The sequence below is a fragment of the Pseudomonas resinovorans NBRC 106553 genome (assembly GCF_000412695.1).
In the GTDB taxonomy this organism is placed as follows: domain Bacteria; phylum Pseudomonadota; class Gammaproteobacteria; order Pseudomonadales; family Pseudomonadaceae; genus Metapseudomonas; species Metapseudomonas resinovorans_A.
The window spans coordinates 1724504-1743175 of the sequence record NC_021499.1 but is presented as its reverse complement, the minus strand read 5'-3'; the positions used below and the strand labels follow the sequence as shown (position 1 = coordinate 1743175).

Sequence of the window (18672 nt, the reverse complement as noted above, 5' to 3'; positions counted from 1 at the left end):
AAAAAGAGCAACCTAAGTGCCGGCGTGCAACCGACCGAACAATAAAGATTAGGAGTCACCGTCATGGGCAAACTTGCTCTGGCTGCCAAGATCACCCACGTACCGTCCATGTACCTGTCCGAGCTGCCGGGGCCGCGCCAGGGCTTCCGCAAACCGGCCATCGACGGGCATATCGAGATCGGCCGCCGCTGCCGCGAACTGGGGGTGGACACCATCGTCGTGTTCGACACCCACTGGCTGGTCAACGCCAACTACCACATCAACTGCGGTCCGCAGTTCCAGGGCCTGTACACCAGCAACGAGCTGCCGCACTTCATCGCCAACATGGAGTACGAGTTCCCCGGCAACCCCGAGCTGGGCCGTCTGCTGGCCGAGGAATGCAACCGCCAGAGCGTGGAGACCATGGCCCACGACGCCACCACCCTGGCGCCGGAGTACGGCACCCTGGTGCCCATGCGCTACATGAACGCCGACCGCCACTTCAAGGTGGTGTCGGTGTCCGCCCTGTGCACCTCCCACTACCTGAACGACAGCGCCCGCCTCGGCTGGGCCATGCGCAAGGCGGTGGAAGAACACTACGACGGCACCGTCGCCTTCCTCGCCAGCGGCTCGCTGTCCCACCGCTTCGCCCAGAACGGCCAGGCGCCGGACTTCGCCACCAAGGTCTGGAGCCCCTTCCTGGAAACCCTCGACCACCGCGTGGTGCGGATGTGGGAGGACGGCGACTGGGAAGATTTCTGCGCAATGCTCCCGGAGTACGCGGTCAAGGGCCACGGCGAAGGCTTCATGCACGACACCGCGATGCTGCTGGGCGCGCTGGGCTGGTCGAAGTACGACGGCAAGGCCGAGGTGGTCACCCCCTACTTCGGCTCCTCGGGCACCGGCCAGATCAACGCCATTTTCCCGGTCACTCCCCAGGACGGCTCCGCCATCCCCGCCGCCCAGGCCTCCAACCCGGCCGGCGTCGCCTCCACCAGCCGTCTCTGAGGAGCACCGCCATGCCCCATCTGGTCCTGCTCTACAGCCCCGATATCGAACGCGAGGCGGACATCGGCGCGCTCTGCCGCGCCCTGGCCGACCGCATGCTCGAACAGAAGGATGAATCCGGCCGCCAGGTGTTCCCCACCGGCGGCACCCGCGTGCTGGCCTACCCCGTGGCCCACGCTGCCGTGGCCGACGGCAAGGGCGACTACGGCTTCCTCTACGCCAACCTGCGCATGGGCGCCGGACGTAGTCCCGAGGTCCACAAGCAGGTGGGCGACGGCCTGCTGGCGGTGCTGCGCGAGTACCTCGGCGCCCTGCTGGAGCAACGCCCCATCGGCATCACCCTGCAGATCGACGAAAGCCCCGGCCAGGTCTATGACGCCAAGCACAGCAGCCTGCACCCCCTGTTCCAGAAGCATTCCTGAGGTTCCCATGCTCGACGCCAGCATCATCCAGCAAGCCGCCGCCCGCCTCGACGCCGCCGAGCGCTCCCGCGAGCAGGTGCGCCAGTTCTCCCTCGACTTCCCCGGCATCGACATCGACGACGCCTACGCCATCCAGCGCGCCTGGGTGGCGCAGAAGATCCGTGACGGCCGCCGGCTGGTGGGCCACAAGATCGGCCTCACCTCCCGCGCCATGCAGGTCTCCTCCAACATCACCGAACCGGACTACGGCGCGCTGCTGGACGACATGTTCTTCGACGAAGGCAGCGACATCCCCTTCGAGCGCTTCATCGTCCCGCGCGTGGAGGTGGAGCTGGCCTTCGTCCTCGGCAAGCCCCTGCGCGGACCGAACTGCACGGTCTTCGACGTGCTGGACGCCACCGAATGGGTGATCCCGGCGCTGGAAATCATCGACGCGCGCATCCACCAGGTGGACCCGGACAGCAAGGTCACCCGCAAGGTCTTCGACACCATCTCCGACAACGCCGCCAACGCCGGCGTGGTGATGGGCGGCCGCGCCGTGCGACCCACCGAGATCGACCTGCGCCGGGTGCCGGCGATCCTCTACCGCAACGGCGTGATCGAGGAGTCCGGCGTGTCCGCGGCGGTGCTCAACCACCCCGCCAAGGGCGTGGCCTGGCTGGCCAACAAGCTGGCCCCCTACGACGTCACCCTGGAGGCCGGGCAGATCATCCTCGGCGGCTCCTTCACCCGCCCGGTGGCCGCCAATCCCGGCGACACCTTCCACGTCGACTACGACCAGCTGGGCTCCATCGCCTGCCGTTTCGTCTGAACCGCAAGGCCCCGTAGGAGCGAGCTCTGCTCGCGAAGCTTCTGGTTCGCCAGCAGAGCTGGCTCCTACGCTTCAGCGCCTTCCTAGGAGCTCCTCATGGACCTGCCCATCAATACGTTCAAAGCCCGTCTCGAATCCGGCCAGCCGCAGATCGGCCTCTGGCTTGGCCTGGCCGATGCCTACTGCGCCGAGCTGGCGGCCAACGCCGGTTTCGACTGGCTGCTGCTGGACGGCGAACACGCGCCCAACGACCTGCGCAGCCTGCTGGCCCAGCTCCAGGCCATCGCGCCCTACCCCGCCCAGCCGATCATCCGCCCGCCCATCGGCGATGCGGTACTGATCAAGCAGTTGCTGGATATCGGCGCCCAGACCCTGCTGGTGCCCATGGTGGAATCTGCCGACCAGGCCGCTGAGCTGGTACGCGCCATGCGCTATCCGCCCTTCGGCATCCGTGGCGTCGGCAGTGCCCTGGCCCGCGCCTCGCGCTGGAACAGCATCCCCGGCTACCTGGATAACGCCGACGCCCAGATGTGCCTGCTGGTGCAGATCGAGAACCTCGACGGCCTGGCCAACCTGGAGGCCATCGCCGCCGTGGACGGTGTCGACGGCGTATTCATCGGCCCGGCCGACCTCTCCGCCGCCATGGGCCATCGCGGCAACCCGGGGCACCCGGAAGTACAGGCGGCCATAGAGGACGCCATCGTCCGCATCCGCGCTGCCGGCAAGGCCGCCGGCATCCTCAGCGCCGACCAGGCCCTGGCCCGGCGCTATCTCTCACTGGGCGCGGCCTTCGTCGCAGTCGGCGTGGACACCACCGTGCTGATGCGTGGCCTGCAAAGCCTGGCGGGGGCGTTCAAAGGAACGACCGCGCCGGTGGGTGGGGGTGGGGTGTATTGAGGATTCGAAGGTGAGTAACAAGCCGGCCCTGTGGCCGGCTTTTTCGCTTTTGTAGGATGGGTAGAGCGAAGCGAAACCCATGCTGTCCTGGGCGATGGGTTTCGCAGGCTCTACCCATCCTACGAAAACCGCCACGAAAAATTGGCGCCCAATAGGGCGCCACTGTTGGCATCCGACCTCAACCCAACGCGATCACCGCCTTGAGCATGGTCTTGAAGGTCTCCACCTGTTCCTCGCTGAACTGCGCGAACACCTTGTCCTGCTGCTCCCGGGCGATGCGCCAGAGGGCGTCGGCCTGCTCCACCCCGGCCGGGGTGAGGACATAGCGGTCCTCGGCATCGACGACCATGCCCTTGCGCTTGAGGATGGCCACGGCCTCCTCGATTTCGCGCAGGGGCATCGCCACTTCCCGCAGCAGGTCGCCGAGGCAGAGGCCGGCGTCGTTCTCCAGGACCATCAGCATGCGCGCCTCGCTGGTGCGCAGGCCGGTGGACAGCTGCCTGGGCTGGTAGTCGGCCTGGTAGCCGCGCACCGCCTGGGTCATCAGGTAGTAGAGGTTGTGCGACAGGCGCCCCTGGAAGGCGCTGGAGGCCGGCTGGCCCTCAGCCTTGGCGGTCATGCGGGTATGGGGCAGGACCATGGAATAGGCGCCCTGGTGGTAGAGCAGCGGCGAGCGCCCCAGATCGTCGAAGGCCTGCACCAGGCCGATGAGGATGACGTGGTCGCCACCGTCCACCTGCTGGTGCAACTGGCACTGGAAGCGCGCCGCGCAATCGGGCAGCAGTGGCGCACCACCGAGGCCGCTGTCGAAGCTCACGCCCGCGAACTTGTCGTCACGGGGGCGAGCGAACTGGTTGGACAGCTCGATCTGGTCGGCGGCGAGGATGTTCACCGCGAAATGGCTGGCCTGCCGGAACACCGCCAGGCTGCTGGAACGCTTGTCGATGCTCCAGAGGATCAGCGGCGGGTCCAGGGACACCGAGTTGAAACTGTTGGCGGTTACACCGGCGCGAGTGCCATCGGGCGCGGTGGCGGTGACTATGGTGACCCCGGTGGCGAAATTACCGAGGGCACGGCGGAAGGCACGGGAATCGATGGGACTTTCCAGGGAGGACATGGCAAGACTCCTGGCGGCCGCCTCATGGGACGGCCGCGCGATGGTTCGAAGGGAGTGGTTCGAGGCTCAGACCATGCTCGGGTCCGGCTCCAGGCCCATCAGCTCGCGGCCGAGGATCTGCGCGCAGACGTCGTAGTCGGTGTAGGCATGGGCGCCGGTCATGTGGGAGTCGCGGAACAGCCGCTGCATCTCGTTGCTCTCGAACCAACTGGTGCCGCCGGCCGCCTCGAACAGGCGGTCCACCGACTGGATGCACATCTTCACCGCGTAGGCCTGGTTGGTGCGCCAGAAGGCCAGGGTCTCGCGGCTCGGGTACTGGTGGCGCTCGCCATGCTCGGCGTGCTCCTGCCAGGTCTTCTCGAGGAAGGCGCGGGCGGCGGCCACCTGGTGGGTGGACTCGGCCAGGCGCATCAGCGCCGGGGTGGCGGTGCCGACGTTGACGCCGGTGTAGGCGCGCACGCGGTTCTTCGTCTTCTCCTTGTAGGCCTCCAGCATGCGCTCGGCGATACCCAGGCTGATGGCGGCGAAGCCGCTGGCGAAGTACGGGCGATACGGCGCGTAGAAGATCTTGCTGTCGGGGTAGAGGCCGAAGCCGTCGGAGCGACCTTCCATCATGTCCTTGGCCGCCTGGATGCGGTAATTCGGCACGAAGGCGTCCTTGATCACCAGGGTCTTGGTGCCGCTGCCCTTCATGCCGGCGGCGAACCAGTCGTCACGGATCTCGTAGTCGCTGCGCGGCAGCACGGCGAAGCAGTAGACCAGCTCGCCCTCGGCGTTCTTCCGTCGGCAGCCGACGATGGCCCACTCGGCGTGGTCGCTGCCGCTGCTCCAGCCCATCTCGCCGTTGAACAGCACGCCGCCCTCCACTTCCTCCACCTTGCCGAAGGGGGCGATGGAGCTGCTGGCGGTGGCGTCCGGATTCTCGCCCCAGACCTCTTCCTGCAACCGCGCGCAGAACAGCGCCAACTGGTGGCTGTGGGTGCAGAGCAGGCTGAAGGCCCAGGCGGTGCTGGCACAGGCGCCGGCCAGGGCGACCACGCAATCGGCGAATTCCGGCAGGGAGATTTCCATGCCGCCGTAGTGCTTGGGCTGCAGCGCGCGGTGCAGGCCGATGGCCTTGAGCATGGCGATGTTTTCGTCGGGAACCCGGCGCAACTGCTCGGCCTGCGCGGCGTTGGCGGCAATGGCGGGAAGGATGGCCTTGAGGTCGTCGAGAAGCGGATTTGGCTTTTTCATGTCGGAGCCCTGCTTATTGTTAGAAGTGGCGCCGCCGGGTCGTGGTGGTCCTGATGGAGCCTTCAGGACACCGCCGCAGGCATGGAACCAGGTAGGTGCAGGGCGATTATGGGATGGGGGCGAGGGGCCCCTGAATGGACGTTACGGACTCTCGATTGCACTTTTCATGGGAGTCTTCACAGGCGGGAGCAGGCGACGGCCGTAGGGGCGAATTCACTCGCCAAGGGCAACGCAGTTGCCCCCACGAAGTCCCGGGGGCAGACCTTGGGTCTGCTTGGCGAATGAATTCGCCCCTACAACGTCAGCCCAAGGTTTCGGTCCATCCCGAAACCTTGGGACGTCAGGGCTTGATCTGCTTCAACTCGTTGAGCAGCTCGAAAAGCTGCTTGAGCTTGGCCTCGCCGAACTGGTCCTGGATCTTCTGGTAGTTGGCTTCCATTCCCGCGCTCATGGAGACGAAGCAACGCTCGCCCTCGGCGGTCAGGTTGATCAGCACGCGGCGCTGGTCCTGGGGGGCCTTGCGCCGTACCACCATGCCGTCGCGTTCCAGGCGCGCGAGCACGCCGGTCATGCTCGGTTTGAGGATGCAGGCGAGTTCCGCCAGCTGGTAGCTCTCCAGCTCGCCGTGCTGGCGAAGCAGGCGGATCACCCGCCATTGCTGTTCGGTCAGGTCGTGCTCGTTGAGCAGGGGGCGGAAGAAACTCATGGCCGCTTCACGGGCCTGGAGCAGCGTCAGGGTCAGGGAGGGGCGGGTTTCAGGCATGGTGACGAGGGTCCGGGACTGTATCGTGAAGATTTTAATGAAAATATCCGCACGCTTGCAGCCCGGCAAGACGAAGGGCGGACACCTTGGTTCACGCCCCCCGCTCGCCCGCATCAGGACCCCGACTTGACCTTGCTCCAGACCCGCGTCCGCACACGCTCCAGTTTCTGCGCCAGCGGCTCCAGGGTGAACAGTTTGTCCATCACCTCCTGCGGCGGATAGACCATCGGGTTGTCGAGCAGTGCCTGGGTGACCAGGGTATCGGCGGCCTTGTTGGCGTTGGGGTAGCCAAGGTAGTTGGAGGTATCGGCGATCACGTCGGGACGCATCATGTAGTTGATGAAGGCGAAGCCTTCCTGCGGGTGCCGGGCATCCTTGAGCAGCACCAGGTTCTCGAACCAGACCGGCGCGCCCTCTCGTGGAATGCTGTATTTGAGGCGCACCGAGGAGCCGGCGCTCTTCGCCGTTTGTTGCGCCTCGTAGACGCCGCCGGCCCAACCCACCACCACACAGATATCGCCATTGGCCAGGTCGGTGATGAACTTCGAGGAATTGAAGTAGCGGATATGGGACTTGAGCCTGACCAGGAGTTCTTCCGCCTTCGCGTAGTCCTCCTTGCGCGTGCTGTGGGGAGGGAGCCCCAGGTAGTTGAGCGCGATCGGGATGACTTCGCCCGGTGCGTCGATCATCGCGACGCCGCACTGGCTGAGCTTCTCGAGATTCTCTTGCTTGAACACCAGGTCCCAGGAGTCGACCGGCGCATCATCACCGAGAATGGCCGTCACCTTGTCCGCGTTGTAGCCGATACCGGTGGTGCCCCAGAGATAGGGCACGGCGTAGCGGTTTTCCGGGTCGTTGGTCTGCAGCTTGACGAGGATTTCCGGGTCGAGATGGGACCAGTTCGGCAACTTGTCGCGGTCCAGTGGCTGCAGCACGCCGGCCTTGATCAGGTTGGGCAGCGTGCTGTTGGTCGCGACAACCACGTCGTAGCCGCTGCCGCCGGTCATCAGCTTGCCTTCCATCATCTCGCTGCTATCGAACACGTCGTAGACGGTCTTGATGTTGGTCTCGCGGCTGAAGTTCTTCACCACATCCGGACCGATGTAGTCGTACCAGTTGTAGACATGAACGCGTTGCTTGGGCGTCTCGGCCTGGGCCTGACCGAGACCTACGGCAAGGATCGAGGCCAGGGCGATCGTCAGGGTGCGGGTTGGCGTCATCAAGGTGCTCCAGGTGGACCAGGTGCGGCCGCAGGCCGCCCGGTTCGGGAAGTGGTCAGGGGTGGTTCGACTCAGGGAATCAGCAGTTCGCGGCGCCCATCGGCATGCTCGATGTGTTCGCCGGGGAGAATCAGACGGCGGTCGGCGAGGTACTGGTACTCGCTGCGGGCTTCCTGCAGCAGGCGGAAATCCAGCTCGACCACCTGCCGACAGGGCTCGCGGCCGGCCTCGAAAATCATGCGGCCAAAAGGATCGACCGCCGCGCTCCCGCCTGCGAATACCAGCTCGTCATCGCCCTCTCCCACCCGGTTCACCATCAGCGCGAAAGCCTGGTTTTCCTGGGCGCGGGCCATAATCGCGGTGCGATGCACGGGACCATAGGGGTCCATGTTGCCGTTGGTGACCAGGATCAGCTCGGCGCCCAACTGGGCCAGTGCCCGCGCGGTCTCGGGCAGTTCGATGTCGTAGCAGATCAGGATGCCGATACGCACACCCTTCCATAGGGCCGTGGCGTAGCGGTCACCGGGCGTGACCAGCCCGCGCTCGGACGGCCAGAGGTGGGTCTTGCGGTAATGCAGCGACACACCGTCGGGCGTCACCAGTGCCGAGGTGTTGTAGACGGTGCCATCGGCCCGTTCGAGCAGCCCCACCAGCACAGCGACATCCTTCTCGCGGGCGGCGCGCTGTACGGCCTGCACGCTGGGGCCGTCCAGCGGCTCGGCCACCGCGGCGACGTTATCGGCAGTGGGGAAGCCCATCAGCTGGGTTTCCGGGAACACCACCAGGTCCGTATCCGGCGCGCAGGCGGCGATGGCCCGCAGGGTGCGTTCGAGGTTGTAGGCGGTGTCGCCGTCACGGCCGGCGAGTTGGACGAGTTCGACCTTCATGGGTACTCCTGCTTGTTCTTGTCAGCGGGCGCGCAACGGTCACAATGCTCGGCACCCGCCCTGGCATGTCCGGAGTATGGAGCGCGCCGGGGCCAGGAGTAATTACGCGGGAGTGTTAACCCATCGGGGGTAGAAACATGAGTCTGACCTTGCAGGACATCGCCTGGCACCAGTCCGTCGGCCGGCTGATCGAACAACTCGACCGGCCGGGATTCTGGATCGCCCTTGTGCGCCTGCTGGAACAATACGTGCCATTCGACAGCTGGGTCGCCCTGCTCTTCAGCGATGGCCGGCCCCAGGTGTTCGCCGAGTGCCCGGGCGTGGATGGCGGGCCGGACCCGCTGTTCAAGGATTACCTGCGCGGCCTCTACCTGCTCGATCCCTTCTACATCGCCAGCCACGAGCGCAACAGCGGCGGGCTGTTCCGCCTGGCCGAGGTGGCGCCGGAATGCTTCGAGCAGACCGACTACTACCAGCGCTACTTCCGGCTCAACGTGGTGGCCGACGAGGTGCAGCTCAATGTGCCGCTGGAAGGCGGACGCACCCTGTGCCTGTCCCTGGGCTCACGGCGGCCCTTCACCCCGGAGGAGATCGCCCTGCTCGGCCTGATCCAGCCCTGGGTCGCCGGACTGATGCGCCAGCGCCTGAGTTTCGAGCAGGAACTGATGGCCAGCCCGCCGCCCCCCGCCCCGGCCTGGCGGGAGCAGCTGGAAGCCGCCGGGCAGAAGGTGGAGAACGCCCTCACCGCCCGCGAACTGGAGGTGGGCCGGTTGATGCTGAGCGGCTGCTCGAGCAAGGAAATCGCCCGCAAGCTGGATATCTCCGCCGAGACGGTGAAGGTCCACCGCAAGCACATCTACAGCAAGCTGGGGATCAAGTCGCAGTCGGAGTTGTTCGGCCTGTTCCTGAAGGCGCAGGAGGCCTGACCGTAGGAGCGAGTTCATTCGCGATTGAAATCGCTCCTACATCCGGTTGTCGCCGTGAACTATCAACCGTTACTGCAACCGTTGCCGAACACCATGTATTCCAGGCGATGAACTTTGCCCTGGTGGTCTTCGTAGGTCATATAGGCGGGAACTACCCCGCAGACATCGGGAATATCGCTGCGGGAAATTACCCTGGCGATATCCAGTTCCATTCCATAGTGGTACTGCTCGACCAGGGGTTCATCGGCTGCGGCAGTTTGCGCCTGTTCCGACGCGCAGGCGAAGGCAGACATGCCGGCGAGCGCCAGCAAGGCAAGAGCTTTCATTGGATAGTTTCCCGAATACTTGGAAGTTGGAACTTCGGCCAGCTCTCCACGAACTGGCCGAAGGTACAGCGCAACACCTTTCGGTGATGTTTACGGCAGCAAGTGCCTCATCGTGGGAGGCGGGATAATTTTAATGTCCGGGGAACTTCACAAACAGCGCCTAATACAACAAGGACTGTTTACTGTGCGAACAACAATCCGTTGAGCACGCCGGACGTTTCCGGTTCCGCGCCCGCTTCGCCAATCACCACGGTGCAGGTCATGCCGGCGGCCAGCAGTACCTCCTCCGGCACCTCGTCCAGGTGGATCCGCACCGGCACCCGCTGGGCCAGGCGCACCCAGTTGAAGGTGGGGTTCACATCGGCGGTCAGCTCGCGGCTTTCCGGGTTGTCGCGGTCGTAGATGCCACGGGCGATGCTGTCCACCTGGCCGCGCAGGCGCACTCCGCTCATCAGCCGCAGCTCGGCGCGGTCGCCCACGCGGATGTGCGGCAAGCGGGTTTCCTCGAAGTAGCCGTTGACGTAGAAGGAGCGGTCGTCCACCAGGGCCATGCTGGCTTCGCCGCGTTCGGCGTAGTCGCCCTTGTAGACATTGAGGTTGGTGATGTGGCCGGCCACCGGTGCGCGCACTTCGGTGCGCGCCAGGTTGAGCCTGGCCGCGTCCAGTGCGGCCAGCGCCTGCTGGTAGTCGGCCTGGGCACCGGCGGCCAGGTGGCCGGCGTCCTCGCGGCTCTCGCGGGAGACCACCAGGTCGTCCATGTCGGCACGGCGGTCGGCGTTGACCCGGCGCATGTCCAGCGCCGCCTTGCGCGCCGCCACCAGGGCCTCGGCCTGCTTCACCGCCACCTCGTAGTGGGAAGGGTCGATGCGCAGCAGCAGGTCGCCGGCCGCCACCTCCTGGTTGTCCCGCACCATCACCTCCGCCACCAGCCCGGCCACGTCGGGGGCGATGTTGATCACATCGGCGCGCACCCGGCCGTCGCGGGTCCAGGGGGAGTTCATGTAGTGCTGCCACAGGGTACGCACCAGCAGGGCCGCCAGGGCGAGGATGAGCAAGGTGGCGCCGACGCTGATGATTCGTTTCAAGAACATGGGGGCCTCAACGGTAGATGGTCAGCGCCAGGGCGCCATACAGGCAGGTGAACAGGCCGACGCGCAGCAGCGCCGGGTGCCAGGCGTGGCGGTACAGGCCGCACCAGGCGAAGAGGCGGTCCAGCCCCCAGCCCAGCAGCATGGCCACCAGGAACAACAGGGTCAGGCTCGGCAGGTAGACACCGTGCAGGGCGATCTCACGCGGCATGGACGATTCCTTGCGGACGCGCCGGCGCGTCGTCGCCGGCCAGCGGGTTCTGGGGGTCCAGCAGCGAGCTGCGGATGAAGTGCAGGTAGCTCTGCAGGCGCCGCAGGGGCGAGGTATCGAACTGCGGCGCGCAGGGCTCGGCGGTGCCGCGCACGCTGTCGATAGCCTGTTCCACCGCAACCAGGGCGCGCTGGCGGTTGGCCTCCGACGGCTGCAGGAACAGCCGCGCCAGGGCCCGCCCCATGGCGCGGATGGCGTTGCGCCAGGGCATCGACTCGGCATAGCAGGACAGCGCCGGCAGGCGCGCCTGCTCCAGGCGCAGCTCGATCACCGCGTGCCCCACTTCCTGCACCAGGAACATCCAGCGCAGCAACTGGCGCTGCACGTCGGGTCGCCCGGCGGAGTAAAGGTAGGCCTGGTTCAGCAGGTCGCGGGTGCCGCTTTCGAAACCCGACACCAGCCCCTTGGTCCGCCCGCTCACCGCGCGCACCACGCACATCCGCAGCTCACGCTCCAGGCGACGCCAGAGCCAGGGCCGGTTGGGCGGCAGGAGCACGGCGGCGGCGGCGGTGGCCAGGACCATGGACAGCACCGCGGCGAGGTATTCGTTGAACACCCGGTAGGGATCGAACAGCGCCTGGTTGGCCGGCATGGAGGTCATCGCGAACCAGATCAGCAGACCGAGGCCCGCACCGGCCTGTTGTGGCCGCGCCAGCAGACAGGCGCCGATGGCGACCACCGGGGCCAGGGCGCAGCAGAGCAAGGCGAAGCCGTCGATTGCCGGCAGCACCCAGAAGGTCATCAGGATGCCGAGGCAGGCACCGCCGAAGGCTCCCAGGGTGAGCTGCAAGGACAGGCGCCTGGGCTGCGACGAGGTCGACGCCAGGGCCGAGACCATGCCGATGGTCAGGGCGAAGGTGCCGCCGCTGGGCCAGGCGGTGGCCATCCAGAACAGGCTCAGCAGGAGGATCAGCAGGCTGCTGCGCAACCCCGCGACGGTAGCGGCCACGGCGTTGGCGCGGGGCCGGAAGCTGTCCTTCCACTGCTCGCGGGCGTGGTGGTCTTCCAGCAGCGAGGCGTGGGTCTGGGCGTAGTTGTGCAGGTCGTCGGCGAAGCGATAGAGCAGTTCGGCGGCGGTGTCGTAGTCCAGCGTCTGCGCCTCGCTGGGCTGCTGCATGGCCAGGCGCGCACGGCCGGCGCGGATCAGCTGCATGAGCTCCTGCTTGCAGGCTTCCAGGCGCTGGGCGAGCTGGGCGGCGTCGGCCTCGCTGCTGAGGCGCTCGCGCAGGGGCGCGAGCAATCCGGCGACTTCCGCGAAACAGGGTTGCAGTGCATCCAGCACCGCCCCGCCATCGGGAACGCCCGAACCGTTGGCCAGTCTGCGCAGCAGCTGGTGCAGGCCGTGGAAGCGGGTGGAGAGCACCATGAATTCGTTGTTCAGCCGCGCCAGGCGGCCGCTGCGCATGCGCATGTGCGGGTCTTCGAAGGCCGTGGCGCTGCGCAGGTTCTCCAGGCTCACCGCCGCTGCGGCGAAGCGGGCGTTGCAGGCATCGAAGCGCGTGGTATCGAGGCCGCCGGCCAGGCCTTCACAGGCGAAGGCGGCGAAGTCGCGAAAGCGTCCGTGCAGGGTGTTGCGCAGGTCGCTGTTGCTGCTCTGCGGCAGGATCAGGCCGTTGACCAGGCCGGTGCAGAGAATCCCCAGGCTGATCTCCAGCACCCGCCAGAGGGCCAGCATGAAGGCGTCGTCAGGGTGGTTGGTGGCCGGCAGGCCGATCATCACCGCGGTGTAGCCGGCAAGCACGCAGGCGTAGCCGCGAAAGTCGCGATAACGGGTGGCGCCGGCGGTGCACAAGCCGATCCAGATGGCCACGCAGAGCATGAAGAGCACGCGCTCCTGGTTGAACAGGGCGATCAGCAGCACCATTACCGACAACCCCAGCAGGGTGCCGATGATGCGGTAGAAGCTCTTGGCCAGGACCTGGCCGCTCTGCGGCTGCATGACGATGAACACGGTGACCAGCACGGTGCCCGGCTGCGGCAACTCCAGGCGGTAGGCCAGCCAGAGGGCGAGGAAGGCCGTGAGCAGGGCCTTGAAGATGAAAGCCCAGGTCAGGCCGTCACTGCGCGCCCACTCGGCCAGGGCGCGGTTGAAGGTGTGCACCATGGAGGTTCCTCAGGGCGTGGGGAGAAAGCGCAGGCGGGGTTCCTGCGGCGCCAGTTCGGCATCGGCCGGCGCGGCGGGTGCGGGCAGCACACTGCCGCCCAGGGCCAGCAGCAGGTCGGCCTGGGCCGCCAGCTGCGCCGCGCGCACCTGTTGTTCCTTGAGCTGGCTGTGGAACAGGCCGGGCTGGGTTTCCAGCACCGCATCGAAGCCGGTGAGGCCGCGCTGCTGGGCCAGCAACGCCAGGTCGCAGGTCTTCTGCGCAACGGCCACCGCCTCGGCGGCCAGGTGTTGCTGCTGGTCCAGGGACTTGATCCGCACCAGAGCATCGGCCACTTCCCGCAGGGCCTCCACCAGGGTCTGGTTGTAGTGCTCCACCGCCAGGTCGTACTCCGCGCTGGCGGCGCCCAGCTCGCCACGGCGCAAGCCGCCGTCGAACACCGGCAGGCTGAGGGCCGGGCCCAGGCCGTAGGTGAGCTTGTCGTAACGCAGGAAATCCAGCACGCCGCCCTGGGTGGCATTGGACCCGACGCCACCCAGCAGGTTGATGTTGGGGTAGAAACCGGCCTTGGCGACTTCGATGCCGCGCGCCTGGGCCGCGACCTGCCAGCGGCTGGCCACGAGGTCCGGGCGACGGCCGAGCAGCTCCAGCGGCAACTGCGCCGGCAGGCCGGGGAGGCGCTGCAGTGCCAATGTGGGGCGCTGCAGGCGCTCGCCCTCCCCCGGCCCCTTGCCCGCCAGGGCGGCGAGCTGGTTGCGGGTCAGGTCGATGGATTCGTTCAGGGCATCGAGCTGCCGATGAGTTTCCGGCAGCGGTGCCTCGGCGCGGCTGACCTCCAGGCGGGTGCCGATTCCGTCGCGCAGGCGTTGCTCGGCCAGGCGCAGGATTTGTTCCTGCTGGGCAAGACTGGCCTGGGCGACATCGCGCTCGGCGTGCAACAGCGCCAGGCGGATGTAGCTGCGCACCAGGTTGCCCTGCAGCTCCAGCGCGGCCAGGCGCGCTTCGGCCACCGCCACGCGGGTCTGGTCCAGGGCCTGGTGGCTGCGGCTGCGCTCCCGTCCCCAGAGGTCGAGGTCATAGGAAAAGCCCAGCAGGCTGGTGTTGTTCCAACTGCTGCTACGGGCCAGTTCGCCGGGGCCATAGAAGAAATCATCCGGCCAGCGCTTGCGCTGCACGCTGGCGTCGACGTTGACCTGCGGTCGTTCGGCGGACTCCACCACACCGGCCAGGGCACGGGCGCGGCGCACGCGGGCGGCGGCCATGGCCAGGTCGGGGCTGCCGGCCAGGGCCTGGTCCATCCAGGCGTCCAGCTGCGGGTCGGCATAGGCGCGCCACCACTGAGCACTGGGCCAGGCGGCGTCCTGCTCGGCACGGCGGATGGCGGTGCCGGGGTCCAGCCGGGCGGCGTCCAGGCGGTTGGCCTGTGGCGCTATGCCCTGGCTATCGATACAGGCGCTAAGAAGTGAAACGACGGTGAACAGACCGGCACGGGCGATGCCGGGCCAAGGATTGCGGTGCACTGCGGCATATCCTGAATGCTGGGTAACCAGGGACGGCGCCTGGAACGGCGGCGATTCTAGGCCCCGGCAGGTTGCAGGATAAGGCGACGGATAGATGAAGCATTGTGTACTGAATCAGCCATAATCCAGGACACACTTCGTGACAAAATCCGCCTCCCTCCTGGGCCAGGACCCTCCATGGATATCCTCTTCAACATGCGCGCCTTCGTCTGCGTGGCGGAGACCGGCAGCTTCACCGCCGCCGCCCAGCGCATGGACCTCACCACCTCGTACATTTCCCGCGCGGTGGCCACCCTCGAAACCCACCTGCGTACCCGCCTGCTGCATCGCACCACCCGCCGCATCGCCCTGACCGAAGCCGGCCAGCGCTACCTGCTGCGCTGCGAGCAGATCCTCGGCTACATCGAGGAGGCGGAAGCCGAGGCCAGCGAGGCCCACGCGCGCCCGGTGGGCAACCTGAAGGTGCATGCCATGACCGGCATCGGCCAGCACTACCTGATCAAGGCCATCGCCCAGTACAGCGACAAGTACCCGGACGTGAGCTTCGACCTGACCCTGGCCAACCGCACCACCGATATCCTCGACGAGGGTTACGACATCTCGGTGGTGATCGCCCAGGAGCTGCCCGACTCGGGCTTCATTTCCAAGCAGCTGGGCACCACCTACAGCGTGCTCTGCGCCTCCCCCGGCTACCTCGAGAAACACGGCGCGCCGCGCCTGCCCGCCGACCTGTCGAAGCACCGCTGCCTGCGCCTGGTGAACAACGTGATGTCCCTGGACAAGTGGCTGTTCGACGGCCCGGACGGCCAGGAACTGGTGAGCGTCAACCAGACGCCGTTCCAGGTGAACACCGCCGATGCCATGACCGAGGCCATCAAGGCCGGCATGGGCGTGGGCGTGCTGCCGGTGTACTCGGCCATCAGCGGCCTGCAGGACGGCAGCCTGATCCGCGTGCTGCCCAACCACAGCCTGTTCCCGCTGGGTATCTACGCGCTCTATCCGTCGCGGCAGTTCCTCGATGCCAAGATCCGTACCTGGGTCGAGTTCCTCCGCGAGTTCCTCCCGGAGCGGGTGGCGGCGGACGAGAAGGCGGTGGCCGAGCACAGCCTGAAGCTGGGGGCGGCGAGGGGCTGAGGTGCTTTTCGTAGGATGGGTTGAGCTTGCGAAACCCATGCGGAAAGCACTGATGGGTATCGCTTCGCTCAACCCATCCTACGTGACTGCTTCTAGGAGCGAATTCATTCGCGATGAGATCGGCGCGGTCGCCCTTTCGCCATTGAAATCGCTCCTACAGGTTCCGGGTCGAACAGACGGCGCACCCTACGGCTTCTCCACCTGGTCCAGCATCCGCCGGCTGCGCTCGAACCAGCCCAGCAGGTAGTCCACCAGCACCTGGGTGCGCCGGGGCAGGCCGCCTTGCCAGGGGTGGACAAGGAACACCGGCGTCTGCCGGGTCTGGTAGTCCCGCAACAGCCACACCAGGCGGCCATCGGCGAGTTCGTCGTAGACCAGGTAGGACGGTAGCCGCGCGATGCCGGCACCGGTCAGCGCCGCCTTCTTCAGCAAGCTGTAGTGGTTGCTGGCCAGGGCGCCGGCCACCTTGACCCGTTCCAGCTGGTGCTGGCGGTGGTAGAGCCACTCCTCGAAACCGCTGTAGTGGGTATTCAACAGGCACTGGTGCGTCGCCAGGTCCGCCGGTTTCAGGGGCTCGCCATGGGCCGCCAGGTAGGCCGGCGTGGCGCAGGTGATCTCCTGCAGGGAGAACAGCGGCCGGGCCACCAGGCGCTCGTCCAGGTCCGTGCCGGAGCGGATGGCCAGGTCGAAGCCGTCGGCCACCAGGTCGCGGTAGCCGTTGTGCAGGTCCAGCTCGATGCGGATCTGCCGGTACTGGCGGGTGAAATCCAGCAGCAGCGCGTCGAAAAAGGTCTCCCCCAGGGACACCGGCACCGTCAGTCGTACGCAGCCGGCCAGGTCTTCCTGCAGCCGCAGTACCGATTGCCTTGCGCGCTCGGCCTGGGCGGCCAGGGCCTGGGCTTCGGGCAACAGCGCCGCGCCGGCGGCGGTCAGGTCCAGGCGACGCGTGGTGCGGTGCAGCAGCGCGGCTCCCAAGCCCTGCTCCAGCAGGCGGATGCGCTTGGACAGCTGGCCCTTGCTGCAGCCCAGGCGCTGGGCCGCGGCGGTGAAGCTGCCGGCTTCCATCAACACCGCAAAGGCCGCCAGATCGTCCATTTCGCTCATCGCCCACACCGCGCCATTGTTTCCATATGAAAACCAAATCTTTCCAATTGGATGGATTATCGATAACAGCCCCCACTCTACACTGAACCGGTATTCCCTTCCCCCAACCGGAGCCGGTCCCATGAAAATCATCCTTGTCGGTGCCAGCGGCACCATCGGCAAAGCCATCGAACAGGAGCTCAAGGAGCGCCACGAAATCATCCGCGTCGGTCGCAACAGCGGCGACCTGCAAGCGGACATCACCGACCCCGCATCGATCCGCCGCCTGTTCGAGAAGGCCGGCCCCTTCGATGCGCTGATCAGCGCCGCCGGCAAGGTGCATTTCGGCGCCCTGGCGGAAATGGGCGAAGCCGAGTTCGCCGTGGGTCTGCGGGACAAGCTGATGGGCCAGGTGAACCTGGTGCTAATCGGCCGCGAGTTCGCCAACGACGGCGCCTCCTTCACCCTCACCTCCGGCGTGCTGAGCCACGACCCGATCCGCTATGGCGCGTCGGCCAGCATGGTCAATGGCGCCATCGATTCCTTCGTGCGCAGCGCCGCCCTGGAACTGCCACGCGGCATGCGCATCAACAGCGTCAGCCCCACGGTCGTCGAGGAAGCCCTGCCGGCCTACGCCCCCTACTTCCGCGGTTACAAGGCGGTGCCGGCGGCCGAGGCGGCGCTGGCCTACGGGAAAAGCGCGGAAGGTGCCCAGACCGGACAGGTCTATCACGTCGGCTGATGGCGGCTACAGCTCGCCGGCGTAGCACACCGGCGAGCTGGGCGGGGCGCAGCGGTCCAGTTCCTCTTCGAGGAACTCCGCCAGCACCCGGGCATTGTTGTGGTGCTCGTCCTTCGCCGCGTAGAGCAATGTCAGGTCGCCCTGGCGAGCCAGTTCAAGCAGCATCTGCCAGTGTTCGGGATGGGCGGCCAGTTCGGCGCGGTAACCCAGGCGGAATTCAGCGAACAGCGTCGGGTCGTGGCAGAACCGCTTGCGCAGCCCTTCGGAAGGCGCCACCTCGCGCAGCCAAGCATCCAGTCCCAGGGCGTCCTTGCGACAGCCCCGGGGCCACAGGCGATCCACCAGCACCCGCCGGCCATCGGTGGCCTGCGCCGCCTCAAAGACCCGCTTGAAGTGGATCATCCGCCTTCTCCCTTGAGCTGGACGCCCCGCACCGGTACCTTGGCCGCTTCCCGAAGGAGACCTCGATGCGCCTTGCCCGCCCCCTGCTGTTCAGCCTCTTGCCGCTCTTCGGCGCTTGTCAGATGTTCGCCGAATCCGCCCCCTCCCCTACCGCCAACCTGGTGCGCCTGCAGGGTCTGCTGAGCGTAGACGCTGGCCAGGTCATGTTCAGCCCCTGCGGCGAGAAGCGCCGTTTCGCGCTGGTGGACGGCGGCGCCACCGGCCTCCTGCCGGAAGCGGCCAATCTCTCCGCCGACGGCCCGGGGCCGCTGTTCGCCGACATCCGCGCGGCGATGGGCGCCACCACGGTACCGGGCGCCGACGGCCAGCTGGATGTCCGTACCCTCTACCGCCTGCAGCGCGAGGGTCACGGCTGCGACGACCTCAACTTCAAGCGCCTGCTGCTGCGCGCCAGCGGCAACGAGCCGGGCTGGCACGTCAGCGTCAGCGCCAAGGGGCTGATCCTCGACCGCCCCGGCGAGCCCTCCCTGGCCCTGCCCTACATGGAAGAGCAGCTGCCGGACGGCCGCTTCAACCTTTCCAGCGAAGCCAACGGCCAGCGCCTGGAGCTCTGGGTAGCGCCCCAGCGTTGCGTCGACAGCATGAGCGGCGCGGTGCAGCACCTTTCCGCGGAGCTGCGCCTGGACGGCAAGATTCAACGGGGCTGCGCCTCGTTCGGTGGCGCCCGCAACGAGTAAC

At 66.9% G+C, this 18672-nt stretch carries 20 protein-coding genes; 8 read left to right on the top strand and 12 right to left on the bottom strand.

Annotated elements, in window-relative coordinates:
- Positions 1-63: 63 nt before the first annotated feature.
- The 4 genes from hpaD to hpaI all read left to right on the top strand — a co-directional run bounded on the left by hpaD (position 64) and on the right by hpaI (position 3117).
- On the top strand, positions 64-987 hold the full coding sequence (hpaD, locus tag PCA10_RS08080; protein ID WP_016491566.1) for a 3,4-dihydroxyphenylacetate 2,3-dioxygenase: 924 nt from the start codon (positions 64-66) through the stop codon (positions 985-987).
- Between the two features lie 11 nt (positions 988-998).
- The gene (locus PCA10_RS08075) at positions 999-1409 is read left to right on the top strand and encodes a 5-carboxymethyl-2-hydroxymuconate Delta-isomerase (RefSeq protein ID WP_016491565.1); all 411 of its coding nucleotides are present in this window, start codon (positions 999-1001) and stop codon (positions 1407-1409) included.
- Between the two features lie 7 nt (positions 1410-1416).
- Complete coding sequence (hpaH, locus tag PCA10_RS08070; protein WP_016491564.1) at positions 1417-2220, top strand: 2-oxo-hept-4-ene-1,7-dioate hydratase; 804 nt, start codon at positions 1417-1419, stop codon at positions 2218-2220.
- Positions 2221-2316: 96 nt separating this feature from the next.
- A complete protein-coding gene (gene hpaI / locus PCA10_RS08065; protein ID WP_016491563.1) occupies positions 2317-3117 on the top strand; it encodes a 4-hydroxy-2-oxoheptanedioate aldolase in 801 nt (266 codons plus the stop codon).
- Positions 3118-3295: 178 nt separating this feature from the next.
- Here hpaI and PCA10_RS08060 read toward each other — a convergent pair whose 3' ends face one another.
- The 5 genes from PCA10_RS08060 to PCA10_RS08040 all read right to left on the bottom strand — a co-directional run bounded on the left by PCA10_RS08060 (position 3296) and on the right by PCA10_RS08040 (position 8340).
- Entirely contained in the window at positions 3296-4234 is a 939-nt protein-coding gene (locus tag PCA10_RS08060; RefSeq protein WP_016491562.1) for a p-hydroxyphenylacetate 3-hydroxylase reductase component, read from the bottom strand.
- Between the two features lie 66 nt (positions 4235-4300).
- Entirely contained in the window at positions 4301-5470 is a 1170-nt protein-coding gene (locus PCA10_RS08055) for a p-hydroxyphenylacetate 3-hydroxylase oxygenase component (protein ID WP_016491561.1), read from the bottom strand.
- A gap of 340 nt (positions 5471-5810) precedes the next feature.
- On the bottom strand, positions 5811-6233 hold the full coding sequence (gene hpaR, locus PCA10_RS08050) for a homoprotocatechuate degradation operon regulator HpaR (protein WP_016491560.1): 423 nt from the start codon (positions 6231-6233) through the stop codon (positions 5811-5813).
- Between the two features lie 113 nt (positions 6234-6346).
- The gene (locus PCA10_RS08045) at positions 6347-7453 is read right to left on the bottom strand and encodes a polyamine ABC transporter substrate-binding protein (protein WP_016491559.1); all 1107 of its coding nucleotides are present in this window, start codon (positions 7451-7453) and stop codon (positions 6347-6349) included.
- 71 nt (positions 7454-7524) lie between these two features.
- Positions 7525-8340 (bottom strand): carbon-nitrogen hydrolase family protein, encoded by an 816-nt coding sequence (locus PCA10_RS08040; protein ID WP_016491558.1) that lies wholly within the window; start codon positions 8338-8340, stop codon positions 7525-7527.
- 137 nt (positions 8341-8477) lie between these two features.
- Between PCA10_RS08040 and PCA10_RS08035 the strand changes: the two genes are divergently transcribed.
- Complete coding sequence (locus tag PCA10_RS08035; RefSeq protein WP_016491557.1) at positions 8478-9266, top strand: helix-turn-helix transcriptional regulator; 789 nt, start codon at positions 8478-8480, stop codon at positions 9264-9266.
- 62 nt (positions 9267-9328) lie between these two features.
- On the opposite strand, the gene PCA10_RS08030 is transcribed toward PCA10_RS08035, so the two are convergent.
- The 5 genes from PCA10_RS08030 to PCA10_RS08010 form a co-directional block, all read right to left on the bottom strand.
- Positions 9329-9592 carry a DUF2790 domain-containing protein gene (locus PCA10_RS08030; protein ID WP_016491556.1) on the bottom strand — a complete coding sequence of 88 codons (264 nt, stop codon included), beginning with the start codon at positions 9590-9592 and terminating at the stop codon, positions 9329-9331.
- A 179-nt stretch (positions 9593-9771) separates the two neighbouring features.
- Entirely contained in the window at positions 9772-10683 is a 912-nt protein-coding gene (locus PCA10_RS08025; RefSeq protein WP_016491555.1) for an efflux RND transporter periplasmic adaptor subunit, read from the bottom strand.
- 7 nt (positions 10684-10690) lie between these two features.
- A complete protein-coding gene (locus PCA10_RS08020) occupies positions 10691-10891 on the bottom strand; it encodes a DUF1656 domain-containing protein (protein WP_016491554.1) in 201 nt (66 codons plus the stop codon).
- Complete coding sequence (locus tag PCA10_RS08015) at positions 10881-13055, bottom strand: FUSC family protein (RefSeq protein ID WP_016491553.1); 2175 nt, start codon at positions 13053-13055, stop codon at positions 10881-10883. Before PCA10_RS08015 ends, PCA10_RS08020 begins: the two co-directional genes overlap by 11 nt.
- Before the next feature lie 9 nt (positions 13056-13064).
- Complete coding sequence (locus tag PCA10_RS08010; protein WP_016491552.1) at positions 13065-14573, bottom strand: efflux transporter outer membrane subunit; 1509 nt, start codon at positions 14571-14573, stop codon at positions 13065-13067.
- A 177-nt stretch (positions 14574-14750) separates the two neighbouring features.
- On the opposite strand from PCA10_RS08010, the gene PCA10_RS08005 reads away from it, so the two are divergent.
- A complete protein-coding gene (locus PCA10_RS08005; RefSeq protein WP_016491551.1) occupies positions 14751-15707 on the top strand; it encodes a LysR family transcriptional regulator in 957 nt (318 codons plus the stop codon).
- A gap of 186 nt (positions 15708-15893) precedes the next feature.
- On the opposite strand, the gene PCA10_RS08000 is transcribed toward PCA10_RS08005, so the two are convergent.
- Positions 15894-16811 (bottom strand): LysR family transcriptional regulator, encoded by a 918-nt coding sequence (locus PCA10_RS08000; protein ID WP_016491549.1) that lies wholly within the window; start codon positions 16809-16811, stop codon positions 15894-15896.
- A gap of 121 nt (positions 16812-16932) precedes the next feature.
- On the opposite strand from PCA10_RS08000, the gene PCA10_RS07995 reads away from it, so the two are divergent.
- Complete coding sequence (locus PCA10_RS07995; RefSeq protein ID WP_016491548.1) at positions 16933-17532, top strand: short chain dehydrogenase; 600 nt, start codon at positions 16933-16935, stop codon at positions 17530-17532.
- Between the two features lie 6 nt (positions 17533-17538).
- Here PCA10_RS07995 and PCA10_RS07990 read toward each other — a convergent pair whose 3' ends face one another.
- Entirely contained in the window at positions 17539-17934 is a 396-nt protein-coding gene (locus PCA10_RS07990) for a DUF488 domain-containing protein (protein ID WP_016491547.1), read from the bottom strand.
- A 65-nt stretch (positions 17935-17999) separates the two neighbouring features.
- On the opposite strand from PCA10_RS07990, the gene PCA10_RS07985 reads away from it, so the two are divergent.
- Complete coding sequence (locus PCA10_RS07985; RefSeq protein ID WP_016491546.1) at positions 18000-18671, top strand: COG3650 family protein; 672 nt, start codon at positions 18000-18002, stop codon at positions 18669-18671.
- Position 18672 lies beyond the last annotated feature (1 nt).

Bases quoted from the DNA above. Each gene is read 5' to 3' on its own strand.
- PCA10_RS08045 (WP_016491559.1), bottom strand. From the start codon at position 7,453: ATGACGCCAACCCGCACCCTGACGATCGCCCTGGCCTCGATCCTTGCC.
- PCA10_RS08030 (WP_016491556.1), bottom strand. From the start codon at position 9,592: ATGAAAGCTCTTGCCTTGCTGGCGCTCGCCGGCATGTCTGCCTTCGCC.
- PCA10_RS08060 (WP_016491562.1), bottom strand. From the start codon at position 4,234: ATGTCCTCCCTGGAAAGTCCCATCGATTCCCGTGCCTTCCGCCGTGCC.
- PCA10_RS08025 (WP_016491555.1), bottom strand. From the start codon at position 10,683: ATGTTCTTGAAACGAATCATCAGCGTCGGCGCCACCTTGCTCATCCTC.
- hpaI (WP_016491563.1), top strand. From the start codon at position 2,317: ATGGACCTGCCCATCAATACGTTCAAAGCCCGTCTCGAATCCGGCCAG.
- hpaD (WP_016491566.1), top strand. From the start codon at position 64: ATGGGCAAACTTGCTCTGGCTGCCAAGATCACCCACGTACCGTCCATG.
- PCA10_RS08040 (WP_016491558.1), bottom strand. From the start codon at position 8,340: ATGAAGGTCGAACTCGTCCAACTCGCCGGCCGTGACGGCGACACCGCC.
- PCA10_RS08020 (WP_016491554.1), bottom strand. From the start codon at position 10,891: ATGCCGCGTGAGATCGCCCTGCACGGTGTCTACCTGCCGAGCCTGACC.
- PCA10_RS07990 (WP_016491547.1), bottom strand. From the start codon at position 17,934: ATGATCCACTTCAAGCGGGTCTTTGAGGCGGCGCAGGCCACCGATGGC.
- hpaR (WP_016491560.1), bottom strand. From the start codon at position 6,233: ATGCCTGAAACCCGCCCCTCCCTGACCCTGACGCTGCTCCAGGCCCGT.
- PCA10_RS08075 (WP_016491565.1), top strand. From the start codon at position 999: ATGCCCCATCTGGTCCTGCTCTACAGCCCCGATATCGAACGCGAGGCG.
- PCA10_RS07985 (WP_016491546.1), top strand. From the start codon at position 18,000: ATGCGCCTTGCCCGCCCCCTGCTGTTCAGCCTCTTGCCGCTCTTCGGC.
- PCA10_RS08055 (WP_016491561.1), bottom strand. From the start codon at position 5,470: ATGAAAAAGCCAAATCCGCTTCTCGACGACCTCAAGGCCATCCTTCCC.
- PCA10_RS07995 (WP_016491548.1), top strand. From the start codon at position 16,933: ATGAAAATCATCCTTGTCGGTGCCAGCGGCACCATCGGCAAAGCCATC.
- PCA10_RS08000 (WP_016491549.1), bottom strand. From the start codon at position 16,811: ATGAGCGAAATGGACGATCTGGCGGCCTTTGCGGTGTTGATGGAAGCC.
- PCA10_RS08005 (WP_016491551.1), top strand. From the start codon at position 14,751: ATGGATATCCTCTTCAACATGCGCGCCTTCGTCTGCGTGGCGGAGACC.
- hpaH (WP_016491564.1), top strand. From the start codon at position 1,417: ATGCTCGACGCCAGCATCATCCAGCAAGCCGCCGCCCGCCTCGACGCC.
- PCA10_RS08015 (WP_016491553.1), bottom strand. From the start codon at position 13,055: ATGGTGCACACCTTCAACCGCGCCCTGGCCGAGTGGGCGCGCAGTGAC.
- PCA10_RS08035 (WP_016491557.1), top strand. From the start codon at position 8,478: ATGAGTCTGACCTTGCAGGACATCGCCTGGCACCAGTCCGTCGGCCGG.